This window comes from Pseudonocardia sp. HH130629-09 (assembly GCF_001294645.1).
In the GTDB taxonomy this organism is placed as follows: Bacteria; Actinomycetota; Actinomycetes; order Mycobacteriales; family Pseudonocardiaceae; genus Pseudonocardia.
On sequence record NZ_CP011868.1, the window covers coordinates 5,384,477 to 5,405,508 of the forward strand.

25 protein-coding genes and 1 tRNA gene are annotated in these 21,032 nt (G+C 72.5%); 8 read left to right on the forward strand and 18 right to left on the reverse strand.

What is annotated here, in order from left to right; all coding sequences use genetic code 11:
- Positions 1-85 precede the first annotated feature (85 nt).
- On the forward strand, positions 86-541 hold the full coding sequence (locus XF36_RS25040) for a GtrA family protein (protein ID WP_060713860.1): 456 nt from the start codon (positions 86-88) through the stop codon (positions 539-541).
- Positions 542-619: 78 nt separating this feature from the next.
- Here XF36_RS25040 and XF36_RS25045 read toward each other — a convergent pair whose 3' ends face one another.
- The 7 genes from XF36_RS25045 to XF36_RS25075 form a co-directional block, all read right to left on the reverse strand.
- On the reverse strand, positions 620-802 hold the full coding sequence (locus XF36_RS25045; protein WP_060713861.1) for a hypothetical protein: 183 nt from the start codon (positions 800-802) through the stop codon (positions 620-622).
- Positions 799-1,581 (reverse strand): type IV toxin-antitoxin system AbiEi family antitoxin domain-containing protein, encoded by a 783-nt coding sequence (locus tag XF36_RS25050; protein WP_060713862.1) that lies wholly within the window; start codon positions 1,579-1,581, stop codon positions 799-801. Before XF36_RS25050 ends, XF36_RS25045 begins: the two co-directional genes overlap by 4 nt.
- Positions 1,582-1,680: 99 nt before the next feature.
- Positions 1,681-2,586, reverse strand: coding sequence for a glycosyltransferase family 2 protein (locus tag XF36_RS25055; protein WP_060713863.1), 906 nt, complete (start codon positions 2,584-2,586; stop codon positions 1,681-1,683).
- Positions 2,583-3,335, reverse strand: coding sequence for an ABC transporter ATP-binding protein (locus tag XF36_RS25060; RefSeq protein ID WP_060713864.1), 753 nt, complete (start codon positions 3,333-3,335; stop codon positions 2,583-2,585). The genes XF36_RS25055 and XF36_RS25060 overlap by 4 nt, the downstream gene beginning before the upstream one ends.
- A 6-nt stretch (positions 3,336-3,341) precedes the next feature.
- A complete protein-coding gene (locus tag XF36_RS25065; RefSeq protein WP_082375643.1) occupies positions 3,342-4,208 on the reverse strand; it encodes an ABC transporter permease in 867 nt (288 codons plus the stop codon).
- 97 nt (positions 4,209-4,305) lie between these two features.
- Positions 4,306-4,851 carry a bacterial proteasome activator family protein gene (locus XF36_RS25070; protein WP_060713865.1) on the reverse strand — a complete coding sequence of 182 codons (546 nt, stop codon included), beginning with the start codon at positions 4,849-4,851 and terminating at the stop codon, positions 4,306-4,308.
- Positions 4,852-4,866: 15 nt separating this feature from the next.
- Positions 4,867-5,853 carry an NAD(P)H-quinone oxidoreductase gene (locus XF36_RS25075; RefSeq protein ID WP_060713866.1) on the reverse strand — a complete coding sequence of 329 codons (987 nt, stop codon included), beginning with the start codon at positions 5,851-5,853 and terminating at the stop codon, positions 4,867-4,869.
- Between the two features lie 54 nt (positions 5,854-5,907).
- Between XF36_RS25075 and XF36_RS25080 the strand changes: the two genes are divergently transcribed.
- A complete protein-coding gene (locus tag XF36_RS25080; RefSeq protein ID WP_060713867.1) occupies positions 5,908-6,594 on the forward strand; it encodes a GNAT family N-acetyltransferase in 687 nt (228 codons plus the stop codon).
- Here the strand turns inward: XF36_RS25080 and XF36_RS25085 are convergent.
- Both XF36_RS25085 and XF36_RS25090 read right to left on the reverse strand, forming a co-directional pair.
- A complete protein-coding gene (locus XF36_RS25085; protein ID WP_060713868.1) occupies positions 6,587-7,204 on the reverse strand; it encodes a VC0807 family protein in 618 nt (205 codons plus the stop codon). The two genes, XF36_RS25080 and XF36_RS25085, sit on opposite strands and share 8 nt — an antisense overlap.
- Complete coding sequence (locus XF36_RS25090; protein WP_060713869.1) at positions 7,201-8,052, reverse strand: alpha/beta fold hydrolase; 852 nt, start codon at positions 8,050-8,052, stop codon at positions 7,201-7,203. Before XF36_RS25090 ends, XF36_RS25085 begins: the two co-directional genes overlap by 4 nt.
- Positions 8,053-8,136: 84 nt before the next feature.
- Here XF36_RS25090 and XF36_RS25095 point away from each other — a divergent pair, with 84 nt between their 5' ends.
- On the forward strand, positions 8,137-8,727 hold the full coding sequence (locus XF36_RS25095; protein ID WP_060713870.1) for a TetR/AcrR family transcriptional regulator: 591 nt from the start codon (positions 8,137-8,139) through the stop codon (positions 8,725-8,727).
- A 19-nt stretch (positions 8,728-8,746) separates the two neighbouring features.
- Here XF36_RS25095 and XF36_RS25100 read toward each other — a convergent pair whose 3' ends face one another.
- Together XF36_RS25100 and XF36_RS25105 are read right to left on the reverse strand one after the other, a co-directional pair.
- Complete coding sequence (locus XF36_RS25100; RefSeq protein ID WP_060713871.1) at positions 8,747-9,682, reverse strand: KPN_02809 family neutral zinc metallopeptidase; 936 nt, start codon at positions 9,680-9,682, stop codon at positions 8,747-8,749.
- 80 nt (positions 9,683-9,762) lie between these two features.
- A complete protein-coding gene (locus XF36_RS25105) occupies positions 9,763-10,629 on the reverse strand; it encodes a helix-turn-helix transcriptional regulator (protein WP_060714966.1) in 867 nt (288 codons plus the stop codon).
- An 83-nt stretch (positions 10,630-10,712) separates the two neighbouring features.
- Here XF36_RS25105 and XF36_RS25110 point away from each other — a divergent pair, with 83 nt between their 5' ends.
- Positions 10,713-11,411 (forward strand): class I SAM-dependent methyltransferase, encoded by a 699-nt coding sequence (locus XF36_RS25110; protein ID WP_060713872.1) that lies wholly within the window; start codon positions 10,713-10,715, stop codon positions 11,409-11,411.
- A 23-nt stretch (positions 11,412-11,434) separates the two neighbouring features.
- Positions 11,435-11,517, forward strand: a tRNA-Ser gene (locus XF36_RS25115).
- A gap of 26 nt (positions 11,518-11,543) precedes the next feature.
- On the opposite strand, the gene XF36_RS25120 is transcribed toward XF36_RS25115, so the two are convergent.
- The 7 genes from XF36_RS25120 to XF36_RS25150 all read right to left on the reverse strand — a co-directional run bounded on the left by XF36_RS25120 (position 11,544) and on the right by XF36_RS25150 (position 17,045).
- Positions 11,544-12,755: a site-specific integrase gene (locus XF36_RS25120; RefSeq protein ID WP_060713873.1), complete on the reverse strand. Its 1,212-nt coding sequence runs from the start codon at positions 12,753-12,755 to the stop codon at positions 11,544-11,546.
- Positions 12,755-12,943 carry a helix-turn-helix domain-containing protein gene (locus XF36_RS25125; protein WP_060713874.1) on the reverse strand — a complete coding sequence of 63 codons (189 nt, stop codon included), beginning with the start codon at positions 12,941-12,943 and terminating at the stop codon, positions 12,755-12,757. Before XF36_RS25125 ends, XF36_RS25120 begins: the two co-directional genes overlap by 1 nt.
- Before the next feature lie 14 nt (positions 12,944-12,957).
- Positions 12,958-14,496, reverse strand: coding sequence for a replication initiator (locus XF36_RS25130; RefSeq protein ID WP_060713875.1), 1,539 nt, complete (start codon positions 14,494-14,496; stop codon positions 12,958-12,960).
- Positions 14,496-14,837 (reverse strand): hypothetical protein, encoded by a 342-nt coding sequence (locus tag XF36_RS25135; protein ID WP_060713876.1) that lies wholly within the window; start codon positions 14,835-14,837, stop codon positions 14,496-14,498. The genes XF36_RS25130 and XF36_RS25135 overlap by 1 nt, the downstream gene beginning before the upstream one ends.
- Positions 14,834-15,805, reverse strand: a complete 972-nt coding sequence (locus XF36_RS25140) for an FtsK/SpoIIIE domain-containing protein (RefSeq protein WP_238589013.1) — start codon at positions 15,803-15,805, stop codon at positions 14,834-14,836. The genes XF36_RS25135 and XF36_RS25140 overlap by 4 nt, the downstream gene beginning before the upstream one ends.
- Positions 15,798-16,568 carry a hypothetical protein gene (locus XF36_RS25145; RefSeq protein WP_060713877.1) on the reverse strand — a complete coding sequence of 257 codons (771 nt, stop codon included), beginning with the start codon at positions 16,566-16,568 and terminating at the stop codon, positions 15,798-15,800. The genes XF36_RS25140 and XF36_RS25145 overlap by 8 nt, the downstream gene beginning before the upstream one ends.
- Positions 16,569-16,721: 153 nt before the next feature.
- The gene (locus XF36_RS25150; protein ID WP_060713878.1) at positions 16,722-17,045 is read right to left on the reverse strand and encodes a hypothetical protein; all 324 of its coding nucleotides are present in this window, start codon (positions 17,043-17,045) and stop codon (positions 16,722-16,724) included.
- A gap of 186 nt (positions 17,046-17,231) precedes the next feature.
- On the opposite strand from XF36_RS25150, the gene XF36_RS25155 reads away from it, so the two are divergent.
- From XF36_RS25155 to XF36_RS25165, 3 genes are all read left to right on the forward strand, one after another.
- Positions 17,232-18,119 (forward strand): DUF5919 domain-containing protein, encoded by an 888-nt coding sequence (locus XF36_RS25155; RefSeq protein ID WP_060713879.1) that lies wholly within the window; start codon positions 17,232-17,234, stop codon positions 18,117-18,119.
- Entirely contained in the window at positions 18,116-18,895 is a 780-nt protein-coding gene (locus XF36_RS25160; protein ID WP_060713880.1) for an inositol monophosphatase family protein, read from the forward strand. Before XF36_RS25155 ends, XF36_RS25160 begins: the two co-directional genes overlap by 4 nt.
- Positions 18,896-19,073: 178 nt before the next feature.
- Positions 19,074-20,498 carry an IS1380 family transposase gene (locus XF36_RS25165; protein ID WP_060710764.1) on the forward strand — a complete coding sequence of 475 codons (1,425 nt, stop codon included), beginning with the start codon at positions 19,074-19,076 and terminating at the stop codon, positions 20,496-20,498.
- Positions 20,499-21,032: the final 534 nt, after the last annotated feature.

A 21,032-nucleotide genomic window follows, 5' to 3' on the forward strand; every position in this document is an offset into this window, starting at 1 on the left:
CAGCACATCGGCAGGCGGACGGGGCACGAACTGCGCTCCGGTGGGTCGACGCGGTCGTTGCGGCACGCGCCGCTACCCTCGACGGGTGACCGCCACCGAGCCCACCCGGGCCGAGCCCCCGGCCACCGGTCCGGCCGACACCCCGGCTCCGCGCCTCGGCCTCGTCCGACAGCTGGGCAGCTTCGTCGCGATCGGCGTGCTCTCCGCGATCGTCGACTTCGGCGTCTACCACCTGCTGCTGAACGCGGGCCTGTGGGTGCCGTTCGCGAAGGGCATCAGCTTCATCCTCGGTACGACGACGGCGTACCTGCTCAACAAGCGCTTCACCTTCACCGGCGCGAACACCGGCGGCCGCGCGAGGTTCGCCGGCTTCGTGGCGCTCTACGGCACCACGCTGGCCGTCAACGTCGCGGTGAACTCGCTGGTCCTCCACGTCCTGCCGCCGATGGAGTGGGACGTGACGTTGGCGTGGGTGATCGCCCAGGGCACCGCCACGGCGATCAACTTCGTCATGCTGCGCTGGGTCATCTTCAAGGACTGACCCCCGCATCCACACCCGTTCTCGGGCATCCACACCTGCTGCAACGGGTGTGGACGCCGGACAGGGGGTGTGGATCCGTCAGGACCGGAGCGCGGAGCGGAGGGCGGCGACCATGCCCTGCGGGCCAGGGTCGGTGAACTCCTGCCAGGTCCAGCGGACGACGACGAGTCCGGTGCGGCGGATGCGGTCCTCCCGGCGCTTCTCCCCCCAGAGCGCCTCGGCCGCGTCCCCGCCGGGACAGCGAGCGCGCCCGTACTTCACTTGCCGTCGAACTCGCCGACGACACGAAGCTCCGGCCAGGCGAAGTCGGCACGGTAACGGGTCCCGGGCACGGGCCACTGCGTCACGGGGGTGGGCAGGCCGGACAGGTGCATCCTGAGACGGCTGCGGGTCTCCCCGGGGCTCTCGCTCGCCGGGTCGACGAGGGCGAGGGTCCGGCGAGCCGTGCCCACTCCTGTGGTCCCGGTGGCCCGAGCCAGCGCCGACGTGATGTCGTCGGGCGATGTCGCACCCGGTCGAGGACATCCGGTGCGCCCGTCGACGACCGCGGCATGCAGGGCCCCGTCCGCGACGACCAGCGCCTGTTCCGCGGGCAACGACCGGGCCAGGTCGACGACCGTGCGGGCGGGACCCGTCAGGCGCAGGCCGTCGACCTCGACCACGTCGTCGGAGGCGAGTGCTCCGCTGTGCACGACCAGGTCACCGCGGGTTCGGGCACCCGTGGGGCGGGACCGGAGGACGTGGAGCCGAGCGAGCGGGACGGCCCATACCGGCAGGCCGAGTAGCACGGCCGCGGTGACGTGGTCGAACACCGCCTCGGGGGACAGTCCCGGCGCGGCAGCCCGGGCACGCAGAGCGTGGTCGACGACGGCCGAGTCCGGTCCGCCCCCGTCGGTGAGCCGATGGACCCCGCGCCGGACACCGGTCAGGACCCCGCTACGCCGCAGCGCGTCGATCTCGTCGTCGGAGAACCCCTGCTCCCGCAGCCGGCTTCGCCGGACCAGGCCGTGTGCGTCGCCCCGGAGCGTCTCGCTTGTCATACCGGTGGCACTGACCGACCACGGCCGCCCCACCGCCCCCAACCATCGCCCTGTGGACAACTCCACCGGGTGTGGACGACGGTCAAGAGGTGTGGATGATCAGGGGGCGCGGTGGAACTGTTCCCGGCGCCCCTGGCGGAGCAGGGTGAGCCAGTCGCGGAAGGCGCCCGGGTCGCGCTTGGTCACCAGGAAGTACCAGGCGAACCTCGGCAGCTCCAGGAGGCCGATCCTCCGCATCCCGGGCTGGGACATCAGGTAGCCGCGGTTGCGGTAGGTGTAGAAACGCTTCACCGCATCGCCCGGGTCCTGGGCGTGCAGCCGCCCACCGAGCATCGGCTTGAACTCGTCGGAGCCGTAGGGGTGCAGGTAGGTGGCCTGCAGGGCGGTGCCGAAGGGCAGCCCGGACCGGACCATCCGGCGGTGCATCTCCACCTCGTCGCCGCGGACGAACAGCCGCAGGTCCGGCACCCCGATCACCTCGAGGGTGGAGGCCCGGAACAGGGCGCCGTTGAAGAACGAGGCGATCCCGGGGAGCAGGTCGTCGGTGCCCAGCGCCGAGCGGGACCGGTGCCAGGTGACGCCGCGGCGCAGCGGGAAGGCGAGCCGGTCCGGCGAGGCCTTGTCGGCCACCACCGGCGACACCGCGGCCAGCCCGTGCCGCTCCGCGACGTCGAGCAGGGTCGCCAGGGTGGACTCGTCGGCGGCGTGGCCGTCGTCGTCGGCCAGGAAGATCCACTCGGCGCCCATCGCGAGGGCGTGCAGCATCCCGAGGGCGAAGCCGCCGGCGCCGCCGAGGTTGGACCACGACGGCAGCCAGGTCGTCGGCAGCGGCACGGCCTCGACGGCGTCGCGCGCGGGGAGGTCCGGCCCGTTGTCGACGACGATCAGGTGGGCCAGCGGGTGGGTCTGCTTCGCCATCGCCGCGAGCGAGTCGACGAGGAGGTCGGCGCGGTGGCGCGTCACGATGACGCCGACGACCGAGCCGGGCGGGAGTGGTCCGGTCACGACGGGGTCCGCCCCTTGTAGTGGTCGAGGACCTCGTGCAGCGGGCCGTACTCCTTGATCGTCCCGTGTTCCATCCACAGCGCGGTGTCGCACAGGTCGGCGAGGAACTCGTCGGAGTGCGAGGCGAACACGAGGATCCCGGAGCGGTCGACGAGCTCGTGCAGCCGGTCGCGGGCCTTGTTCAGGAACTCCGAGTCGACGGCGCCGATGCCCTCGTCGAGCAGCAGGATCTCGGGGTCGATCGAGGTGACGACGCCGAGCGCGAGCCGCACCCGCATGCCCGTGGAGTACGCCCGCAGCGGCATCTCCAGGTAGTCGCCGAGCTCGGTGAAGGCGGCGATGTCGTCGATCCGCGCCTCCATCTGCTTGCGCGTCATGCCCAGGAACAGGCCGCGGATCAGGATGTTCTCGTAGCCGGAGATCTCCGGGTCCATCCCGACGGCGAGGTCGAAGACGGGCGCGACCTTGCCGCGGACCATCGAGCGGCCACGGGTGGGCTCGTAGATGCCGGCCATCAGCCGCAGCAGCGTGGACTTGCCGGCGCCGTTGTGCCCGACGAGTGCGACGCGCGCGCCCTTGTCCAGGCTGACGGTGATGTCGCGCAGCGCCTCGATGATCGGCACCTTGGCGTCGGTGCCGATCCGGCCGCCCGCCTTGCCGAGGACGGCCTTCTTCAGCGAGCGCGTCTTGGCGTCGAAGATCGGGAAGTCCACGCCTGCGGCGTCGATCCGGATGCGGGGTTCAGTCACAGAGGTTCACACCCAGTACGCGACGCGGGAGCGGTAGTTGCGCAGGCAGATCAGCGCGGCGGTCCAGCCGACCAGCGTGATCACGCCGGTCACCAGCCAGTACCGGCCGACGATCTCCTGGCCGAGCAGTGGCTGGCGCACGATCTCGACGAAGTGGAAGACCGGGTTCAGCTCGACCAGCTGGGCACGTTCGCGGGCGGCCGGGTTGTCGCTGAGGATGTCCACCGACCAGACGATCGGGGTCAGGTAGAAGACCAGCTGGGTGACGCTGGCGATGATCGGCGGGATGTCCCGGAACCGGGTCGCGAGGATCCCGGCGAGGATCGCGACCCACGCCCCGTTCACCGCCAGCAGCACGAACGCCGGGACCGCCAGCAGCGACGACAGCCCCAGCGGGTGCGGGAACACGATCATCAGCACGACCCAGACGACCAGGTTGTGCAGGAAGAACAGCGTCTGCCGCCACACGAGCCGGTAGATGTGCAGGCTCAGCGGTGCCGGGAGGAACTTGATCAGGCCCTCGTTGGCGATGAAGACCTCGCTGCCCTCGAGGATGCAGCCGGACACGAAGTTCCAGATCAGCAGCCCGACGGCGACGTGCGGGAGGAAGGTCGCCAGCGAGATCTGGAACAGCGCCGAGTAGAGGATCCCGAGGCCGAGCGCGATGACGCCCATGCTGATCGAGATCCACAGCGGTCCCAGGACCGAGCGCCGGTAGCGCTGCTTGATGTCCTGCCAGCCCAGGTAGCCCCACAGCGGTCGTTGCCGCCAGCCCTGGGCGAGGTCCGCGAAGGCCCGCTTCCAGCTGCGCGGGCTCGACACCTCGGACGGGTCGACGACGTCGCCCGGCTCGTCGGTCACGGTCACGGCCACCCGACGAGGGTACTCACGGCCCCCGGCGCGGCCCGGCAGGGGAGCCCCCTGCCGGGCGCGACCGAAACCGCAGGTCGACGGCGCGCGGCGACCGACCTCAGAGGTACTGCCCCGTACCCCGGCCCATGCCCTCCGGGATGTTCTGGTCGGGTGCGCCACCCACACCGGGGGGCAGTCCGCGACGCATCTGTTCCAGCTGCGCGCGGGCGGCCATCTGCTGGGCGAACAGCGCGGTCTGGATGCCGTGGAACAGCCCCTCCAGCCAGCCCACCAGCTGGGCCTGGGCGATCCGCAGCTCGCCCTCCGACGGCGTCTTGTCCGCCGTGAACGGGAGGCTGAGCCGCTGCAGCTCCTCGCGCAGCTCCGGCGCCAGGCCTTCCTCGAGCTCCTTGACGGAGTTCTCGTGGATCTCCTTGAGTCGCTCGCGGGACGCCTCGTCCAGCGGCGCGGCCTTCACCTCCTCGAGCAGCTGCTTGATCATGGTGCCGATCCGCATGACCTTCGCGGGCTGCTCGACCATCGATGCGGGGCTCTGGGCCTCGTCGTCCTGCGGGACCGACGCCATGCCCACCGGACGCCCGTCGGCGCCGACCACCACGACCCGGTCCCCGGGTGTCTCCTGCTCGTCGCTCATGTCCGCCATTCTGGACCCGCCCGCTCAGGAGTTCACGAGCAGGAGCTTGCCGGTCACTCCACCGGCGTCGAGCCTGCGGTGCGCCTCGGCCGCGTCGGACATCGCGAACCGCTCGAAGACCACCGGCCGCACCCGGCCGTCGGCGAACAGCGGCCACACGTTCCCGGCGACCCCCGCGACGACCTCGGCCTTGGAGTGCGGCCCCTCGACCGGGCGTCCGCGCAGGCCCATCGCCGAGATGTGCCCGCGCTTGGCGAGCAGCGCGCCGATGTTCAGCTCCGCCTTCACCCCGCCCTGCATGCCGATGATCATGAGGCGGCCGTCGCGGGCGAGCGCGGACAGGTTGTTCGTCAGGCCCTTGGCGCCCATGTTGTCGAGGATGATGTCGGCGCCGTGGCCGTCGGTGGCCTTCTTCAGCGCCTCGGCGATGTCGTCGTGGTAGTCGATGACGATGTCCGCGCCCAGGTCGCGGCAGAACTGCAGCCGGTCGGCGTGCCCCGCGGTCGCGGCGACCCGGGCGCCGAACGCCTTGGCGACCTGGATCGCGTGCGTCCCGATGCCCGACGAGCCGCCCTGGACCAGGAAGGTCTCACCCTCGGCGAGACGCCCCTCCAGGAACACGTTCGACCAGACCGTGCACGCGACCTCGGGCAGGCCGCCGGCCTCGGTCAGGGAGACGCCCTCGGGGACGGGCAGCAGCTGCGGTGCCGGGACGGCGACCTTCGTCGCGTAGCCGCCACCGACGAGCAGGGCGCAGACCTCGTCACCGACCGACCAGCCGGTGACCCCCTCGCCGAGCGCGGCGATCCGGCCCGCGCACTCCAGCCCGAGGATCTCCGAGGCGCCCGGCGGGACCGGGTAGTTGCCCTGGACCTGCAGCAGGTCGGCCCGGTTGACGGCCGAGGACACGACGTCGAGCACGACCTCGCCCGGTGCGGGCTCGGGGTCGGGCACCTGCGCCCACGCCATGTTCTCCGGTCCGCCGTACTCGCTCAGGGTGATCGCCCACATGCCCGCGACGGTATTCCGTGGCGCCGTCGTCGGCGATCGGAGGATCATCGCCCGATGGACGTGCTGCCCGCGCCGATCGACCCGGTGCCCGACCCGTGGCCGATGGCCGGGCTGGTGCTGCGGACCCCGCACCTGGAGCTGCGGACCGAGGACGACGTGTCGCTGCGCGAGCTGGTCGCGGCCGTCCACGCGAGCGGGATCCACCCGTCGTCGGAGATGCCGTTCCGCATGCCGTGGACCCGGGCTGACCCGCGCCACCTGGGGCGCGGCATGGTGCAGTACTTCTGGGGGAACCGGGCGAGGGCGTCACCGGAGTGGTGGACGCTGACGTTCGTCGTACGGGCACAGGACCGGGTGATCGGCCTGCAGGACGTGGTGGGGGACCGGTTCGGTGTGCGCCGCGAGGTCTCGACCGGCTCGTACCTGGTGCGCCACGCGCAGGGCCGCGGGTACGGGAACGAGATGCGCGCCGCGGTGCTGGCGTTCGCCTTCGACCACCTCGGGGCACTGGTGGCGCGCTCGGAGTACCTGACGGGCAACGCGCGGTCCGCGGCGGTGTCGGCCCGGCTCGGCTACCGCGACGACGGCACCGCCACGATCGTGCACGACGACGAGCGCGTCACCGAGTACCGGGTACGCCTCGACCGGGAGGCGTTCGTGCGGCCCGGGTGGGAGCCGGTCGTCGAGGGCTACACCGCGGACCTGGCGGGGTTCCTCGCCGCGGAGCCCCTGGTCAGCTGAAGATCAGCGCGCGGTGCCGGGGCAGCCGCAGCCACACCTGCCCGGCGACGAGCAGCACGGCCAGCACGGCGAACCACTGCACGGCGTGCACGGCGGGCACCACGTCGACCGGCAACGTGTACGCGGCCTGCACCCGCAGCGCTGCGTCGGCGAACAGCCCGGCTGCCCAGCCCGCCGTCAGCCACCGCCAGATTCCACGGAACCGCGCCGACGACGCCCAGCGGCGGTCCCACTCGTCGGGACTGTGGCCGGCTTCGGTGAGGGTGAGCCGCCCGACGGTGAACAGCACCGGACGGGCCGTCGGGACGCTCGCCAGCAGGACCGCGCCGAGGGCGGCGGTGACCAGGGCGTCGCGGGCGAGCAGGACCCGTTCGTCCCCGCCGACCAGCGCCGTCGCCGCACTCGCCAGGCACAGCGCGAGCACCAGCAGGGCGAACCACTCGGCGCGCCGGTCACGCGCCAGCACCCACAGCGCCCGCGCCGCCGGGACCGCGGCCCCGGCGAGCAGCGCGGTCACCGCGTCGGCGCCGGCGGCGCGCAGGCCGTAGAACAGCACCAGCGGCGCGACGAGGTCGGCGAGCACCGTCGTCACGAGCTCCCGGCGGCTCACGCCGCCACCAGTGACGAGAGGCGCTCGGCGACCCGCTCCGGGAACTCGCCGGGCAGCGCGTGGCCTGCGTCCGGCCACACCTCGACGGTGCCGCGGGGCAGCAACGCGGCCCGCTCCCGGGCGCGGACGGGGTCGAGCATCGTGCTGCGCCCGCCCAGCAGCACCAGGGTGCGGACCTCGACCGCGGCCACGTCGCGCGCCGAGGGCAGCGACGGGTGCGGCACCGCCGAGGCGTAGCCGGACAGGCCGGCCTCGATCAACCGGGCGACCGGGTCGTCGCCGACGTCGGCACCGCCGCCCAGGCGGGCGACGAACAGCCTGCGCAGCCACGACGGCGCGCCGGGGAGCGCTCCGAGCGAGGCGGCCACGGTCCCCGGTGGGATGCGGGCGAACGTGACGGCCGGGTCGAGCAGGGTCAGCGTCCGGATCCCGGCCGGCGCGCGGAGGGCGACCTCGAACGCGAGGCGGCCGCCGAGCGAGGTCCCGACGAGGTGGCACGGTCCGAGCACGTCCAGCACGTCGCGCAGCCAGCGGACCTGGTCGGCGAGGTTCCGGATCGGCACGTCCTGGGCGCTCGCCCCCGGGCCGCCGAGCGGGTCCACGAGGTGGACGGTCGCGAGCCGGCGCAACGCGGGCACGTTCGGTTCCCAGCTCACCCCCGGTGAGCCCGCGCCCGGGAGCAGGACGAGCGGCGTCCCGGCCGGTCCCTCGCAGGTCAGGACCCGGACGGAGCCGTGGCTCGTGTCGATGTACCTGCCGGTCGTCGGTCCCAGCCCTGCGACGACGGTGCGGTGCAGCGTGCGGAAGCGGTCGCGGGCCGCGGTGCTGGTGAAGTGTCCGGTGCGCATCGGTCCCCCTATTTTACGATACGATCAGACTGTAAAAGCGGACGGCGTTTTTCGCAAGCCGATCGGATTGGAACGGGGTGGGCGATGCCGAGGGTGGTCGACCACGGCCTGCGGCGCGACGAGATCGCGCGGGCGCTGTGGCGGATCGCGGCCGCGGAGGGGCTGGAGGCGGTCAGCCTGGCGCGGGTCGCGCAGGAGGCCGGGGTGTCCAAGGGGCGGGTGCAGCACTACTTCGCCTCCCGCGACGAGCTGCTGGACTTCGCGGCACAGCAGCTGCGGCTGCGGGTCGACGAGCGGGTGCGCGCGCGGATGGCGACGGCCGCGCCGTCCTCGCCGCTGGAGGAGGTCCGCGTCCTGCTGGGCGCGCTGTTCCCGCTCGACGACGAGGCCCGCGCCGACGCCCGTGTCGGCTCCGCCTTCCTCATCCGGTCCCTCGGCGACGAGCGGCTGCGCGAGACCTACCGGGCCGGTGACCGGCTCCTCCACGACGCCGTCGCCGACCGGCTCGCCGCGGCCCGTGACCGCGGCGAGCTCGCCGCGCTCGACCCGGACCGCGAGGCCGTCGTGCTGCTCGCGCTGGCCGGCGGTCTCGCGGAGTCGGTGCTGCTGGGCGGTACCGACGGTGCCGGTGCGCTCGCCGTGCTGGACCACCAGCTGGGTCGGCTGCGCCCGTAGCGGGCTCCCGGCCGGGGTCTCAGTCGAGGCTGCGCGCGGCGAAGGTGTCGCAGGCGTCCGGGTTGCCGCTCTGCAGCCCGGTGGCGAACCACTTCTCCCGCTGCGCGGAGCTGCCGTGCGAGAACTGGGACTCGTCGACGCGGCCGCCGCCCAGGTTGGACTGGATGTAGTCGTCGCCGATCCGGGACGCGGTGTCCAGGGCGGCGTCGATGTCGGACCGGTTCAGCTCGCTGATCAGCGGCCTGCCCGACGGGCCGGGCGTGGTCGTCGCGTGGTTCGCCCACACGCCCGCGTAGCAGTCGGCCTGCAGCTCGAGGCGCACCGAGCCCGAGGTGGGGCCGGTGTCGTTGCCCGCCCGGCGGTTGGTGCCGGTCAGGTTCTGGATGTGGTGGCCGTACTCGTGGGCCATCACGTAGGCCTGGGAGAACGGCCCGCCCTGCGCGCCGAAGCGGGTCTGCAGCTCCTGGAAGAAGGTGAGGTCGATGTAGATCTCGGAGTCGGCGGGGCAGTAGAACGGCCCGCTGTCCGACGTCGCCGAGCCGCAGCCGTCGGTGCTGACCCCGCCGGAGAAGAAGTTCGTCCGCGGCGGGGTGAAGCCGGAGGTGAACTGGGTGACCCAGAAGTCGTCGAGGGAGTTGACGACGGCGACGACGCGGCAGTCGGTCGAGGTGTTCGCCGACTCGCCGGTGGCGCAGTTCTGCTGCAGCGAGGAGTTGTCCGCGGTCTGGCCGGAGCCGACCTGGTCGAGTCCGGGGTAGCCGCCGCCCGCCCCCATCCCGGACATGTCGACGCCCGCGAAGTTCGACAGGAGCAGGTAGAGGATGACGCCGACGAGGCCCAGACCGCCGCCCGCACCGGCCACCCGGCCGCCGACCCCGCCGCCCCGGCCGCCGCCGGACCCGCGCAGGTCGTCCACGCCGGACGTGTCGAGCCGGGCGTTCTCGTCGAACCGCACGTCGTCCTCCCGAGATGAGACCGGGGGAATCCCACCACATCGCGCCGGACCGCACCGGCGCGGACGTCACCCGCCACCCGTCAGGGGGTGGCGGGTGACGTCCGCCAGGTCGCGGGGGCGCTGCCGTGGGCGGCACGGAAGCGTCGGGCGAAGTAGCCGGGATCGGGGTAGCCGACGCGGACCCCGATGTCGGCGACCGGCAGGTCGGTGGACGTCAACAGCCGGCGCGCCTCCCGCAGTCGCCGCTCGGTGATCCACTGCTGCACGGTCCGTCCGGTCCCGCGCCGCACGACGGTCGTCAGGTGCCCGGGGGTGAGCCCGACGAGCGCAGCGACGTCGCGCAGCGACAGCGGCCCGGCGAACCGCTCCTCGACGACGGCGAACACCGCCGCCAGCAGCGGGTCACCGGACTCGGCGGGCACGTCGTCGACGAGCCGGCCGAGCGCGACCAGCAGCAGGGTGAGGTGGGCGCGGGCGGCCTCGGCGTGGCCGTCGCGGCGACGGGACAGCTCGTCGTCGAGATCGGCGAGACGGCTCCGCCAGGTCGCCCGGTCGCCCGGCGGGACGGCGATCCGCTGCCCGCCGCCGCGGTGGCGACCGACGAACGGGGCGAGCAGCGGATGGTCCCGCCAGGACGCGGGCGCGACCGCCTCCGCGGGGAACAGGACCGACCACAGCTCCCCGGGCGGACCCGTGCTCTCCACGGCGTGGTCGACCACCGCACCGGGCGCGATCACGAACGCGTCGCCCTCGCGGAGGTCCCAGGTGCGTCCGTCGACCCGGTACGCGCACGTACCGCGCACGATGTGGACGAGCATCAGGAAGTCGTGTGCGTGCGCGCCCCGCACCCGCGGCAGGGTCACCCCCGACCCGTCGACGTGCTGTACCGAGATCGGTACCGGCGAGTGGGCGAAGCCGACGAGCGGGACATCCGAACTTCGTCCCATCACGCCCATGGATCGTGCCTGGTGGGCAGCTGGAACGCCAGCAAGACTGGATGAGGAACACGAAGTTCGTCCGAAGGGAACCGATGACCACGCACGCCCACACGCCCGCGCTCGTCAGCTCGTGGCTGTTGCCCGGCTACGACACGGTGGCCCGGCTCGGTGCCGCCGTCCCGATGTACTGGCGACTGCTGGCCCAGGCCGGCATCGGTCCGCGGGACCGCGTGCTGGAGATCGGCTGCGGCACAGGGAACGTCCTGCTGCGCGCGAAGGAGGCCGTTCCGACGGCCACCGTGCGCGGCGTCGACCCCGACCCGGAGGCGATCTCCATGGCCCGTCGCAAGGCCGCCGAGGCCGGCGTCGAGCTGGAGCTGCACGTCGGTGTGGCCGAGGACCTGCCCCTCGACGACGGCAGCGTCGACCGGGTCCTGTCCTCGCTGATGCTGCACCACGTCGCCGCCGACGCCCGGGCCGCGGCGCTGCGGGAGGCTCACCGCGTCCTGGCACCGGGCGGGAGCCTGCACCTGGTCGACCTCGACCACGACCCGCGCACCGGCGGGCGGATGCACGGCGTCACCAGGGTGCTGTCGCTGTTGGCCCGCCTCGATCCCGCCCACCGCCGTTCCCGGCGCGGCGGTCACGGCGACCACGGGGGCCACGGCCACGGGCACGACGCGCCGCCGGTTCCGGAGCTGCTCGCCGCCGCGGGGTTCAGCGCCGCGGCGGTGGTCGGTCACGGGTCCACGAGGATGGGGCCGGTCACCTACTACCGCGCGGAGCGCTGAGCGGGCCCCGTTACCCTCCCTGCGGAAGCGTGGCAGAGCGGCCGAATGCACCCGCCTTGAAAGCGGGCGTCCGAAAGGACCGGGGGTTCGAATCCCCCCGCTTCCGCAACAGGTCAGAGGCATGATCAGCGATCACGACCCGTCCTCCTGCCCCTCGTTGACAGCAACCGGTGACAGCAACGCGCCGGTGACAGCGGTGCTCAGCTGGGTCAGAGCGGCGGCCTTCTCGTCGAGGTTGCCGTGGGCGTAGACGGTCATGGTGACCTTGACGTCGCTGTGCCCGACGATCTCCCGGACCACGTGCGGCGGAACCCCGAGGGCGAGTAGCAGCGACACCGCGGTGTGCCGCAGATCGTGGAACCGCATCCGCCCGAGGCCGGCCGCCGTGCGGATCACGTGCCACTGCGCGGCGAGCGTGCGCGGCGAGACGTGCCCGCCCAGCGCCGAGCTGAACACGAGACCGGTCTCCGTCCAGCGGTCCCCGGCGCTCTCCCGGTCGGCTTCCTGCCGCTCACGGTGCTCTTGCAGCGCGTCGACGACGGTCGCGGGCAGCGGGACGACCCGGCGGGACGCCCGGGACTTCGGCGGCCCGAGGTGCACGCGGCCGTTGGCCCAGGTGAGCGACTGGCGCACGACGAGCTTCCCGGCGTCGAGGTCGACGGCGTCCCAGGCCAGGCCCAGCAGCTCCCCGCGCCGCATCCCGAGCACGATCGCGCACAGGTACAGCGCGTACAGCCGGTCGTCGGCGATCCGAGTGAGCAGCGCGCGGGCCGCTACCGGGTCGAGGCTGACCCCCACGTCGTACTCGGGGTTGGAGACCTGCACGAGCTTGGCGACGTTGCGGCTGATCAGCTCCTCACGCACCGCGTTGGAGAGCGCGTTCCGCAGCACTGCGTGGGCGAACTGGACCATCCGTGGCGAGAGCCTCCGGACCCCGCCGCCGCTGCCGCTGATCTCCTTCTCCCGGAGCACGGCGAGCAGCCGCCGGACGTCGGCCGGGCCGAGCTCGTCGAGCTTCTTGCGCCCGATCACCGGCACGATGTGCAGCCTGACCAGCGACTCGTAGCTGTTGAACGTGGTCGCCCGCTTCTCAGGGCGGACGACGTGCTCCAGCCAGTAGTCCAGGTACGCGGCGACGGTCTGCCGCTCACGGGCCCGCGGAATGCCGTCGTCGGCCTGGCGCATCAGGTCGTCGAGCTTCCCTCGGACCTCGTCGCGGGTGCGGCCGTAGACGTAGACCCGGCGCCGGCCACCGCCGGAGACGGGCACGAACGCGGCGGCGGTGTAGCGCCCGTCGGCGCGCCTGTAGATCGACCCCTCGCCGTTCGCGCGCTTGCGGGCCATCAGGACGCCTCGCGTTCCTGCTCCACGAGCCGGGCCGCGTACTCGCGCACGGCGTCGACCGGGATGCGCCGCAGGCTGCCGATCTTGATGGAGGTCAGCTCCTTCGACGCGATCAGCATGTAGACGCGCGAACGCCCGACGTGCAGGGCCTCCGCGACCTCCTCCGCAGTGAGCAACAGCCGTTGCATGTCCTCGTCTCCTCTCATCCGGCTGTCGTGCTGGTCAGTTCCTCGCGGGCGGCACGCCTCCTGGCCCGGGCCTGCGCGGCAGCGGTGTTGGCCAGCAGGGCATCGGCGGTGGTGTGCCAGCCGATCCCGGCGAAGTGCAGCGAGGAGATGACGACCTCGGTCGTGTCCGCGCCCTCGTCCAGGCGCTCGACCTCGTCGGCGGCAGGGCGGGGGTTGGCGTGGTCGCGTTGCCAGTCCCGACGCGCCTGCCGCAGCGCCGTGAGCGTGGTCGAGTAGCGGCGGGAGCGGGTGGAGAAGTGCCCGGCGAAGCCGAGCATGTGCGCCCACCGCCACAGCCGTCCCCAGGACGTCGACCAGTCGTCGGGGTCCCAGCCGACGGGGCGTTGCCCGAGGCGCCAGCAGGCGTCGATCTGACGGCCGGTGTGGGTGGTGTGGTCGGTGTAGGAGCGCACCGTGTCCGGCCGCAACCGCGTCGAGAGGTGCCCGGCGGTCTCGGTGGCCTTGGTGGCGTACTTGGCGAGGTAGGCGGCGACGGCGGTCGTGGTGATCTCCGCGGCGTCGTCGAGGTCGCGGGCGGCGAGCCGGACGGGGCGGGGGTCGACCTGCTCGCCCCAGGCGATCGGCCAGCCCTCGGGTCGGTAGGGATGTGGAGCGGTGGTGAACGAGGTCTCGGTGACCGCTCCACGGAGCAGCAGGGCGACCTGGGCGGCGGAGATCCCCGGCGGCGGGGACAGGGTCAGGTGGGACAGGGTCGGGTCGGGGTCGCGGCCGTCGAGGCGGACCAGGGCGTGCAGGTGCACGGCGCCGCGGGCCTGGAACTCGGCGACCTTGGTGTAGGACAGCCGGAGCTTGTGGCCGGTCAGTTTCTCGAGCTGGCGCAGGTTGCGGGTGGCGGCGATCATCGTGCGCCGCCACAGCTCCCCGACGTGCAGGTTCCACACCGCCTGGTGCGGGTGGTCGTAGCAGTCCAGACACAACGGCCGCCCCACCCGCGGGTCATCATCTTCTGTGTGGCGCTCCCAACAGGCGTGACCGGTCCCGTGCTCACAGGACGTGTCGTCGCGGCGGGGCCGGCATGGAAGTGGCCGGCCGCGTCGGTCGGTGCGGTGGCTGTGGACCGGGCCGAACGAGGGGGCGGTGACGGTCAGGAACACGCACGGGTGCCCGGCCACCGAGGCGGGGGTGCCTTTGCCGCCGACGAGGCCGGCGGTGACGAGCTGGAAGGTGTCGGCGCGGTAGGTCTCCGCACACGAGGGGCAGACGGAGGCGCGGCGGTTGCCGCAGGCGGTGTAGATCAGGCCGTCGGGCATCTGCGCGGTGTGGCGCTCGGAGGTGAAGCGGCCGGTGGCCTGTTCGACGCGGAACACGGTACCGGACAGTCGGATGGGGTGGGCGCATCCGGCGGCAGGGGTGACGTGGCGCAGCCAGCCCGCGAAGTCCTCGCGACGGCCAGCGGCGGTCACGAGGTCGGCGGTGGGAGTGGTTCCGGCCAGGCGGGACAGGCGTCGGGCCGCGAGGTCCTCGACGGTCGCGGAGCCGTGGCCGGTGCCCATCACGCCACCCGAGCCGACGCCGCCGACGCAGCGGCCGCGGCCGTGGTGCGGGCGTAGTCGCGGGCGGACTGGGCCCAGTCCGCGGCCGCGCGCAGAGCGGCGCCCTCGGCATCGGACGCGGCCATGACGAAGACCATCGGGATCGTGTGATCGGTGACCGTCGCGCGGGCCAGGACGTGCCACCAACGGGCGTCGCGGGAGTACAGCGCGGCCAGCGTCGTGGCCCACTCGACCGAGGTCAGGGCGCCGCGGCCGTGCCGAACCGAGACCGCGTTGCGGGCGGCTGAGGAGCGACGCAGTCCGGCATAGACCAGGTCCGCGGTTGTCGGTCGGCCGGTCACGACGTACCCCCAGGGGCGGTGGTGTCGTCGAGGTCCTGGCCGAGCGCGATCCCGGCGGCGAGGCGGCCCAGCGCGGCCCGCTCGGCCAGGGCGTACACCTGGGCATCGGACAGGTGCGCGGCCTTGATCCGGCGCGGGATGCCGCCTTCGGCGAGCAGGAACCCGATCCCCTTCGCCTCCGGAGCGACGCTCGCGGCGGAGTGTCCGCGGGAGGCCCAGCCGTGTCCGAGGACGATGTCGGAACTGGTGTCGGTGGTGCAGCGGAATGCCCACCGGTACCCGAACAGGTCCCGCAGCGACGTGGGGATGATGTCCGCCGACGGGCGCTGCGTCGCGGCGACGACGATGATCCCCGCCGCCCGACCGCGGGCCACGAGGTCGCGGACGAGGACGGAGAAGGCTTCCTGCTCGCGCTTGGTGCCGGCGGTGGCGGAGAAGTAGGCCAGCTCGTCGAGGACCACCACGACCGGCGGGACCCCGTCGGCGGGGGCGATCTTGCGGCGCCGTTCGTCGTCGAGGACGGCGTAGCGCTGGTCCATCTCGGACTGCAGGTCGAGCAGGGCGGAGATCGCGTCGGACAGGTCGTTGGCGACGAACCGGTCGGCGCAGCCCCGCCAGAGGCCGAGTTCGACGATCTTGCCGTCGAACAGCCACAGGCGGCAGTCGGTCGCGAGGGCGGCGTGGGCGACGATGTTGTTCAACCCGACGGACTTCCCGGCGCCGGGCTCACCGGCCAGGAGCATGTTGCGGTACATCAGCGGGACGCGGACCGGGCGGCCGTCCTCGTCGGTGCCCAGGTGGATCGGCTCCCAGATCGACGGCCCGACCTCGGCGCGGTGTTCGCGGCGGTGGGCGCGGTACTCGTCGACCCAGCGGGCCAGCACCAGCAGCGGCCGCACCAGGCGGCGCGGCGCGGTGTCCTCGGCGGCCGGGACGGGCAGCGGCAGGGTGGGCCGGTGCTCAGACATAGTCCGACCAGTCCCCACCCCGACCACCGTCGGACGGGCCATCCAGCGCGGGACGCGGAGCCACTGCAGGAAGCGGCAGCGCCGGGCGAGCGGGTGCCGGGCGGGCCGTGCGCGGGGCCGGGACTCGCGGCGTCGGGTCGTCGGGCCAGCCGTGGTCGTGGACGTCGCCGGCCGCGTAGCGGAACAGGTCCGAGCGGATCAGGTTCGGCGCGAGCGGGTCGCGGCGGACGATCTCGACCCGCACCACGGTGGTGAACCGCGGCCACACGATCACCCGGGCCTCGCGGGCGAAGCACGCCGACGCCAGCTCCTCGGCCTGCTCCGCCACCGCGGCCGGACCGATCCCGGCCCGCAGGACGACCCACACCGCTTCCCCGACGCGGGTCGGGCGGGCCCAGACGGTGAGCGGGCAGGCGCGGGAGCGGGCGTTGAGGACCCGGCACTCCAACAGCGCCTGCCGGACGCGGTGGCGGGTCAGGACCGCCTGCCCCCGGTGGAACAGGTAGCGGCGCGTCCACGGCAGCCCGACCAGCACCAGGGCGACGGCGACGAACACCGCGACCCTGGTGGAGGTGTCCCAGCCGGTGTCGGGGACCGCGACCCAGCGGCCCGCGGAGTCGCGGACGTGGTCCGGGCCCAGCCACACCCAGGCGGTGAGCAGGACCGCGGCGGCGGCGAGTTCAGCGCGCAGTCGCAGCAGCAGCGCGGCGACGCGGACGACGGGGTTGCGGGGCGGCACGGAGATGATCTCGAACGAGTCCACACGGGACTTCCCGAGACCGAACGAGCGGGACGGAGCAGCAGAGCGAGCCATGACGGGGCCTTCCGGGCGCAGGGGGCGGACGAGGCGGGCGGCGGGGTGCGGGCCGGGACACCGGGGAAAGAGCGCCCCGACCCGCACCACCGACCAGCGAGGTCAGGACGCCTTGGACGCCGGGGCGTGGGCGGGCTCGATCCGGTCGGCCTTGAATGCCACACCGGCCCGCTGGCCCTGCTGCCACGGGATCGCGACCAGACCCACCGGACGCACCTCCGCGCCCTGCTCCACCGCCGGAGCCCCCGGCGTGGTGATCGTCAGGATCTCCGCGCCCTCGGCGTCGACCTTGACCAGCTGCGTGGTGAACAGCGGCGTACCGGTCTGCCGGTCCGTGCGCTGACGGCCGTCCATGTCGTTCTTCGGACGCGGGGCCGCGCCGACGGTGTAGCGGGTGCCGCTGGTGTCGACCTTGATCGTCGCCATGACGGTCCTCCTGGGACTCAGCCGCTCGTGTCCCGAACCCTTCGGGAGCGACTGAAGCCAGGCTGACCTGCGAGAACAGTCATCTCTGTCCCGCTCGTGAACCACTTCGACCCGACTTCTCCCGAATGAGTCTCATTTTTGTCTCACGCGGGTTAGACTGCTGGTCACGGCCACGGAGGGGGTCCCATGGCAACGACGGAGACCGTGCTCAAGAACCTGCTCAAGCAGCAGCACCTACAGGAACACCGGCTGTTCCTGCGTGCCTACGACCGGGCCGCGAGCAGGCTCGACAAGGAGTTGGTCGGCAGCGGGCCGAGCAAGGCCACGTTCTACCGCTGGCTCGCAGGGCAGATGACCCGGCTCCCGCACCCGGGGCACTGCCGGGTGCTCGAAGCGATGTTGCCGGGCTGGACCGCCGACGAGTTGTTCCAAGCATGGACCGACGGCGCCCCGCCGCAACCACGCCTCCGCCCCGACGGCGACGAGCCCCGCGCGGCGGCCGAGCTGCCCCAGGTCGCCGAACGGCCCGCTCGGCTCGCCGATCTCTCGGCGGTGTTCACGAGCCGGACCGAGTTCACCCACGAGCTGCCGCCCTCGGTCCTGTTCGACGGCGCCACCTCGATCCGGTCCGCGGGGCTGTCGCTGAACATGCTCTGCCAGCAGTACGGAGATCGCGCACTCGGCGCTCTGCTCGACGCCGGGTGCGAGGTGCAGCTCTTGTTCCTGCGCCCGCGCGGGGATGCGATCACCGCCCGTGAGAACGAGGAGGGGCTCACCGCCGGCCACCTGTCGATGCTCACCGAACTGAACATCGAGGTCGCCCAACGGCTACGCCGGAAACTGTCCGCAGAATCCGCGGGACGTCTTCACATCAGAACCTACAACGAGACGATCCGTTTTAACATCACCATTGTGAGCGACCGGACGTGTGTCGTTCAGCCGTATCTTCCCGATGCGCGCGGTTTGGACGCGCCGACCTTCATCGTCGACCGCGCCTCCGACGACGAGGCCGGCCTCTACGGTATCTTCAATGGTGTGTTCGGATCACTCTGGGAACGAGCGGAATCGCAGTGACCACCGCGGCGGACCTCCTCGGAATCGGCCAGGCGGCGATGAAGACCGCGCTGGCGCTCATCGCGTCGCGCGAGCCCGGCAGGGTGACGGTCAAGAGTGACCGCGACGTCGCGAGCGAGGTCGACTACGCCGTCGAGAACGAGCTCCGGGACTTCCTCGCCCGCGAGACGCCGCACGTCGGGTTCCTCGGCGAAGAGAACGGCGAGACCGACCAGCGGGAAACGCTGTGGGTGCTGGACCCGGTGGACGGGACGGCGAACTTCGTCCGTGGGGTGCCGCTCTACGCCGTGTCCCTGGCCCTGGTCGAGGACGGACACCCGGTCGTCGGTCTGATCAGCCTGCCCGCGGTCGGGCTGCACTACGCCGCGACGCAGCACGGCGGCGCCCACTGCAACGGCGACCGCATCCGGCACCGAGCCACGGCGTCCCTGCGCGACGCGATGGTGTCGCTCGGCGACTACGCCGTCGGAGAGTCGGCAGCGGAGAAGAACCTCGATCGTCTGGCGATCACGGCACGACTCGCCGAACGCGTCGAACGTGTCCGAATGGTCGGATCGGCGGCCACCGATCTGGCGTGGGTGGCGCACGGAAAGATCGACGCGACCGTCATCCTGGCGAACAAGCCGTGGGACACGGCCGCAGGAACACTCCTCGCACGTGAGGCCGGCGCCCTGGTCGTCGACCGGTTCGGGGAACCGCACTCGCTGGAATCGACCAGTACCGTCGCGCTCTCACCGGAACTGTTCGGCGACCTCATTCCGCTACTCGCCGAATAGCGGCCGATCGGCTGTCCGGGCGCTGCGGGTCCGACCGCCGGGATCTCAGTCGTCTAGCCCGGACTCTTCACGGGCTGTGCCGGTGATCTCCGACCCCAACTGAAGAAAGTGCCTCGTGACCAGGTAAGACAGCGGGTGTCGAAGCCCTGTCCGCCATGGTCGAGGAGGCACTTTCCGAGTGCAGACTACAAGCACGCGCCCACCGGTCATCGTGACCGCCGACGGCGCTGGGGTGGTGTCGCACGTCGGGTCGCGTCTGCTGGCCGATGTCGCCGACCGGACCACGTTGACCAGTGAACTCTCGACCGCGCTCGCACCGCTGCGACGAGCTCGGGCGCGTCATGATCCGGGGCGGGTGCTGGTCGATCTGGCCGTCGCGGTCGCCGACGGGGCCACGAGGATCTGCGAGATCGCGGTCCTGGCCGATCAGGGCGCGGTGTTCGGGTCGGTGGCATCGGACTCGACCTGCTGGCGACTGCTCGACAAGCTCGACGAGCGCCGGTTGTCCTCGATCGCGGCGGGGCGGGCGCGGGCCCGGGAGGTGGTCTGGGCCCAGCACGCCGACGTCGATGGTCGCGCGTTTCCCGCGGCTCGGGTCGCCGGCCGCGACCTGCGCCGGCACGGCCGGGACGTGCTGGTGATCGATCTCGACGCCACGATCGTCATCGCCCACAGCGAGAAGGAACAGGCCACGCCCACGTTCAAGAAGACGTTCGGGTATCACCCGATGCTGGCGTTCTGCGACAACACCGGCGAGTTCCTCGCCGCCCGCTTGCGCCGCGGGAACGCCGGTGCGAACACCGCCGCGGATCACATCAACGTGCTCGACGACGCGCTCGCCCAGATCCCTGACGCGTTCCGTCACGGGCACCCGATCCTGGTCCGCACCGACACCGCGGGCGCCACGAAAGCCTTCCTCGCCCACATCCGAGCGCAACAAGACACAGCGGTGAGCTGTGAGTTCTCCGTCGGCTGGGCCGTCACCGACCGCGAACGCACCGTGATCAGCCTGGTCCCGAAGACGGTGTGGGCCGAGGCGGTCGACGCTGACGGCGGGCACCGTGACGGCGCCGGGCTGGCCGAGATCACCGGCTTGCTCCCCGCCTCCGCGTTGGTCGACTACCCGGCCGGGACCCGCGTTGTCGTCCGTCGCGAACGGCCGCATCCCGGCGCGCAGCTCGATGCGTTCGAGGAGCGTGACGGCTGGCGCTACACCGCGTTCGCCACCGACACCCGCGTCGGGCAGCTCGCCTTCCTCGACGCCCGCCACCGCGCCCACGCCCGGGTCGAGGACCGGATCCGCTGCGGCAAGGACACCGGCCTCAACCACTTCCCGTCCCGGTCCTTCGCCGTCAACGCGGCGTGGTTGACCGTGGTCATGCTCGCGGTCGACCTGATCACCTGGACCCAGCGCCTGCTTCTCGACGGCGACCTGGCGAAGGTCGAGCCGAAGGCGTTGCGCTACCGGTTGTTGCACACCGCCGCGCGGATCACCCGCGGGCAACGCCGAGTCTGGGTCCGTATCCAACGGTCCTGGCCCTGGGCGGTCGATCTCGCCCGCGCGTTCGCGCGGCTGTGCGCGTTGCCTGTTCCTGCTGGTTGATCTCCGAAGCCCGACACGACGAGCGGCGGGAGCTCCCGGCAGAACGCGCAGGCCGGCCCCTTCGCCATGCCCACCCATCGAACGAACCGGACCGGATCCGCCGCCAGCCGATCACGCGGTCAATCCGCAGCTCCGTGAATCACCAGGGCTAGCCGACCGATCGTTCGGCTTCCTGTCGGTGAGGACTTTCTTTACGTCTTCAAGCCGGCCCTGACGGGCCGGACGGGTGGCGTCGCTGCCGTCCGCCTATCGCCTCCGGCCCGGCGGCCGGCGCGCGCACGCCCGCCACCATCGGACCAGCCGAAACGTAGGAGGGCCGCACCGCCGGAACGACCGGAAGTGCGGCCACGAGTGAGGCACCGGCGCCCGGGCGGAACCACGGTGAGGGAGCCGGGCCGACGGACGGGGACGGGGAGGCCTGCCCCTCAAGGCCGGGGCGGGCCCAGCGATCAGGTGGACCGCCTCCGGCGGGGGCCTGCCGGCCCCGAAGCGTCACACGGGCTCCCTCAGCATCAAGGGTGCTACGCATCGGCT

What these genes read in the sequence shown, in the direction of transcription:
- XF36_RS25050 (WP_060713862.1), bottom strand. Translation starts at nt 1,581, where the DNA reads ATGACAAGCGAGACGCTCCGGGGCGACGCACACGGCCTGGTCCGGCGA.
- XF36_RS25070 (WP_060713865.1), bottom strand. Translation starts at nt 4,851, where the DNA reads ATGGCGGACATGAGCGACGAGCAGGAGACACCCGGGGACCGGGTCGTG.
- XF36_RS25075 (WP_060713866.1), bottom strand. Translation starts at nt 5,853, where the DNA reads ATGTGGGCGATCACCCTGAGCGAGTACGGCGGACCGGAGAACATGGCG.
- XF36_RS25080 (WP_060713867.1), top strand. Translation starts at nt 5,908, where the DNA reads ATGGACGTGCTGCCCGCGCCGATCGACCCGGTGCCCGACCCGTGGCCG.
- XF36_RS25090 (WP_060713869.1), bottom strand. Translation starts at nt 8,052, where the DNA reads ATGCGCACCGGACACTTCACCAGCACCGCGGCCCGCGACCGCTTCCGC.
- XF36_RS25095 (WP_060713870.1), top strand. Translation starts at nt 8,137, where the DNA reads ATGCCGAGGGTGGTCGACCACGGCCTGCGGCGCGACGAGATCGCGCGG.
- XF36_RS25105 (WP_060714966.1), bottom strand. Translation starts at nt 10,629, where the DNA reads ATGGGACGAAGTTCGGATGTCCCGCTCGTCGGCTTCGCCCACTCGCCG.
- XF36_RS25110 (WP_060713872.1), top strand. Translation starts at nt 10,713, where the DNA reads ATGACCACGCACGCCCACACGCCCGCGCTCGTCAGCTCGTGGCTGTTG.
- XF36_RS25120 (WP_060713873.1), bottom strand. Translation starts at nt 12,755, where the DNA reads ATGGCCCGCAAGCGCGCGAACGGCGAGGGGTCGATCTACAGGCGCGCC.
- XF36_RS25125 (WP_060713874.1), bottom strand. Translation starts at nt 12,943, where the DNA reads ATGCAACGGCTGTTGCTCACTGCGGAGGAGGTCGCGGAGGCCCTGCAC.
- XF36_RS25130 (WP_060713875.1), bottom strand. Translation starts at nt 14,496, where the DNA reads ATGGGCACCGGCCACGGCTCCGCGACCGTCGAGGACCTCGCGGCCCGA.
- XF36_RS25140 (WP_238589013.1), bottom strand. Translation starts at nt 15,805, where the DNA reads ATGTCTGAGCACCGGCCCACCCTGCCGCTGCCCGTCCCGGCCGCCGAG.
- XF36_RS25150 (WP_060713878.1), bottom strand. Translation starts at nt 17,045, where the DNA reads ATGGCGACGATCAAGGTCGACACCAGCGGCACCCGCTACACCGTCGGC.
- XF36_RS25155 (WP_060713879.1), top strand. Translation starts at nt 17,232, where the DNA reads ATGGCAACGACGGAGACCGTGCTCAAGAACCTGCTCAAGCAGCAGCAC.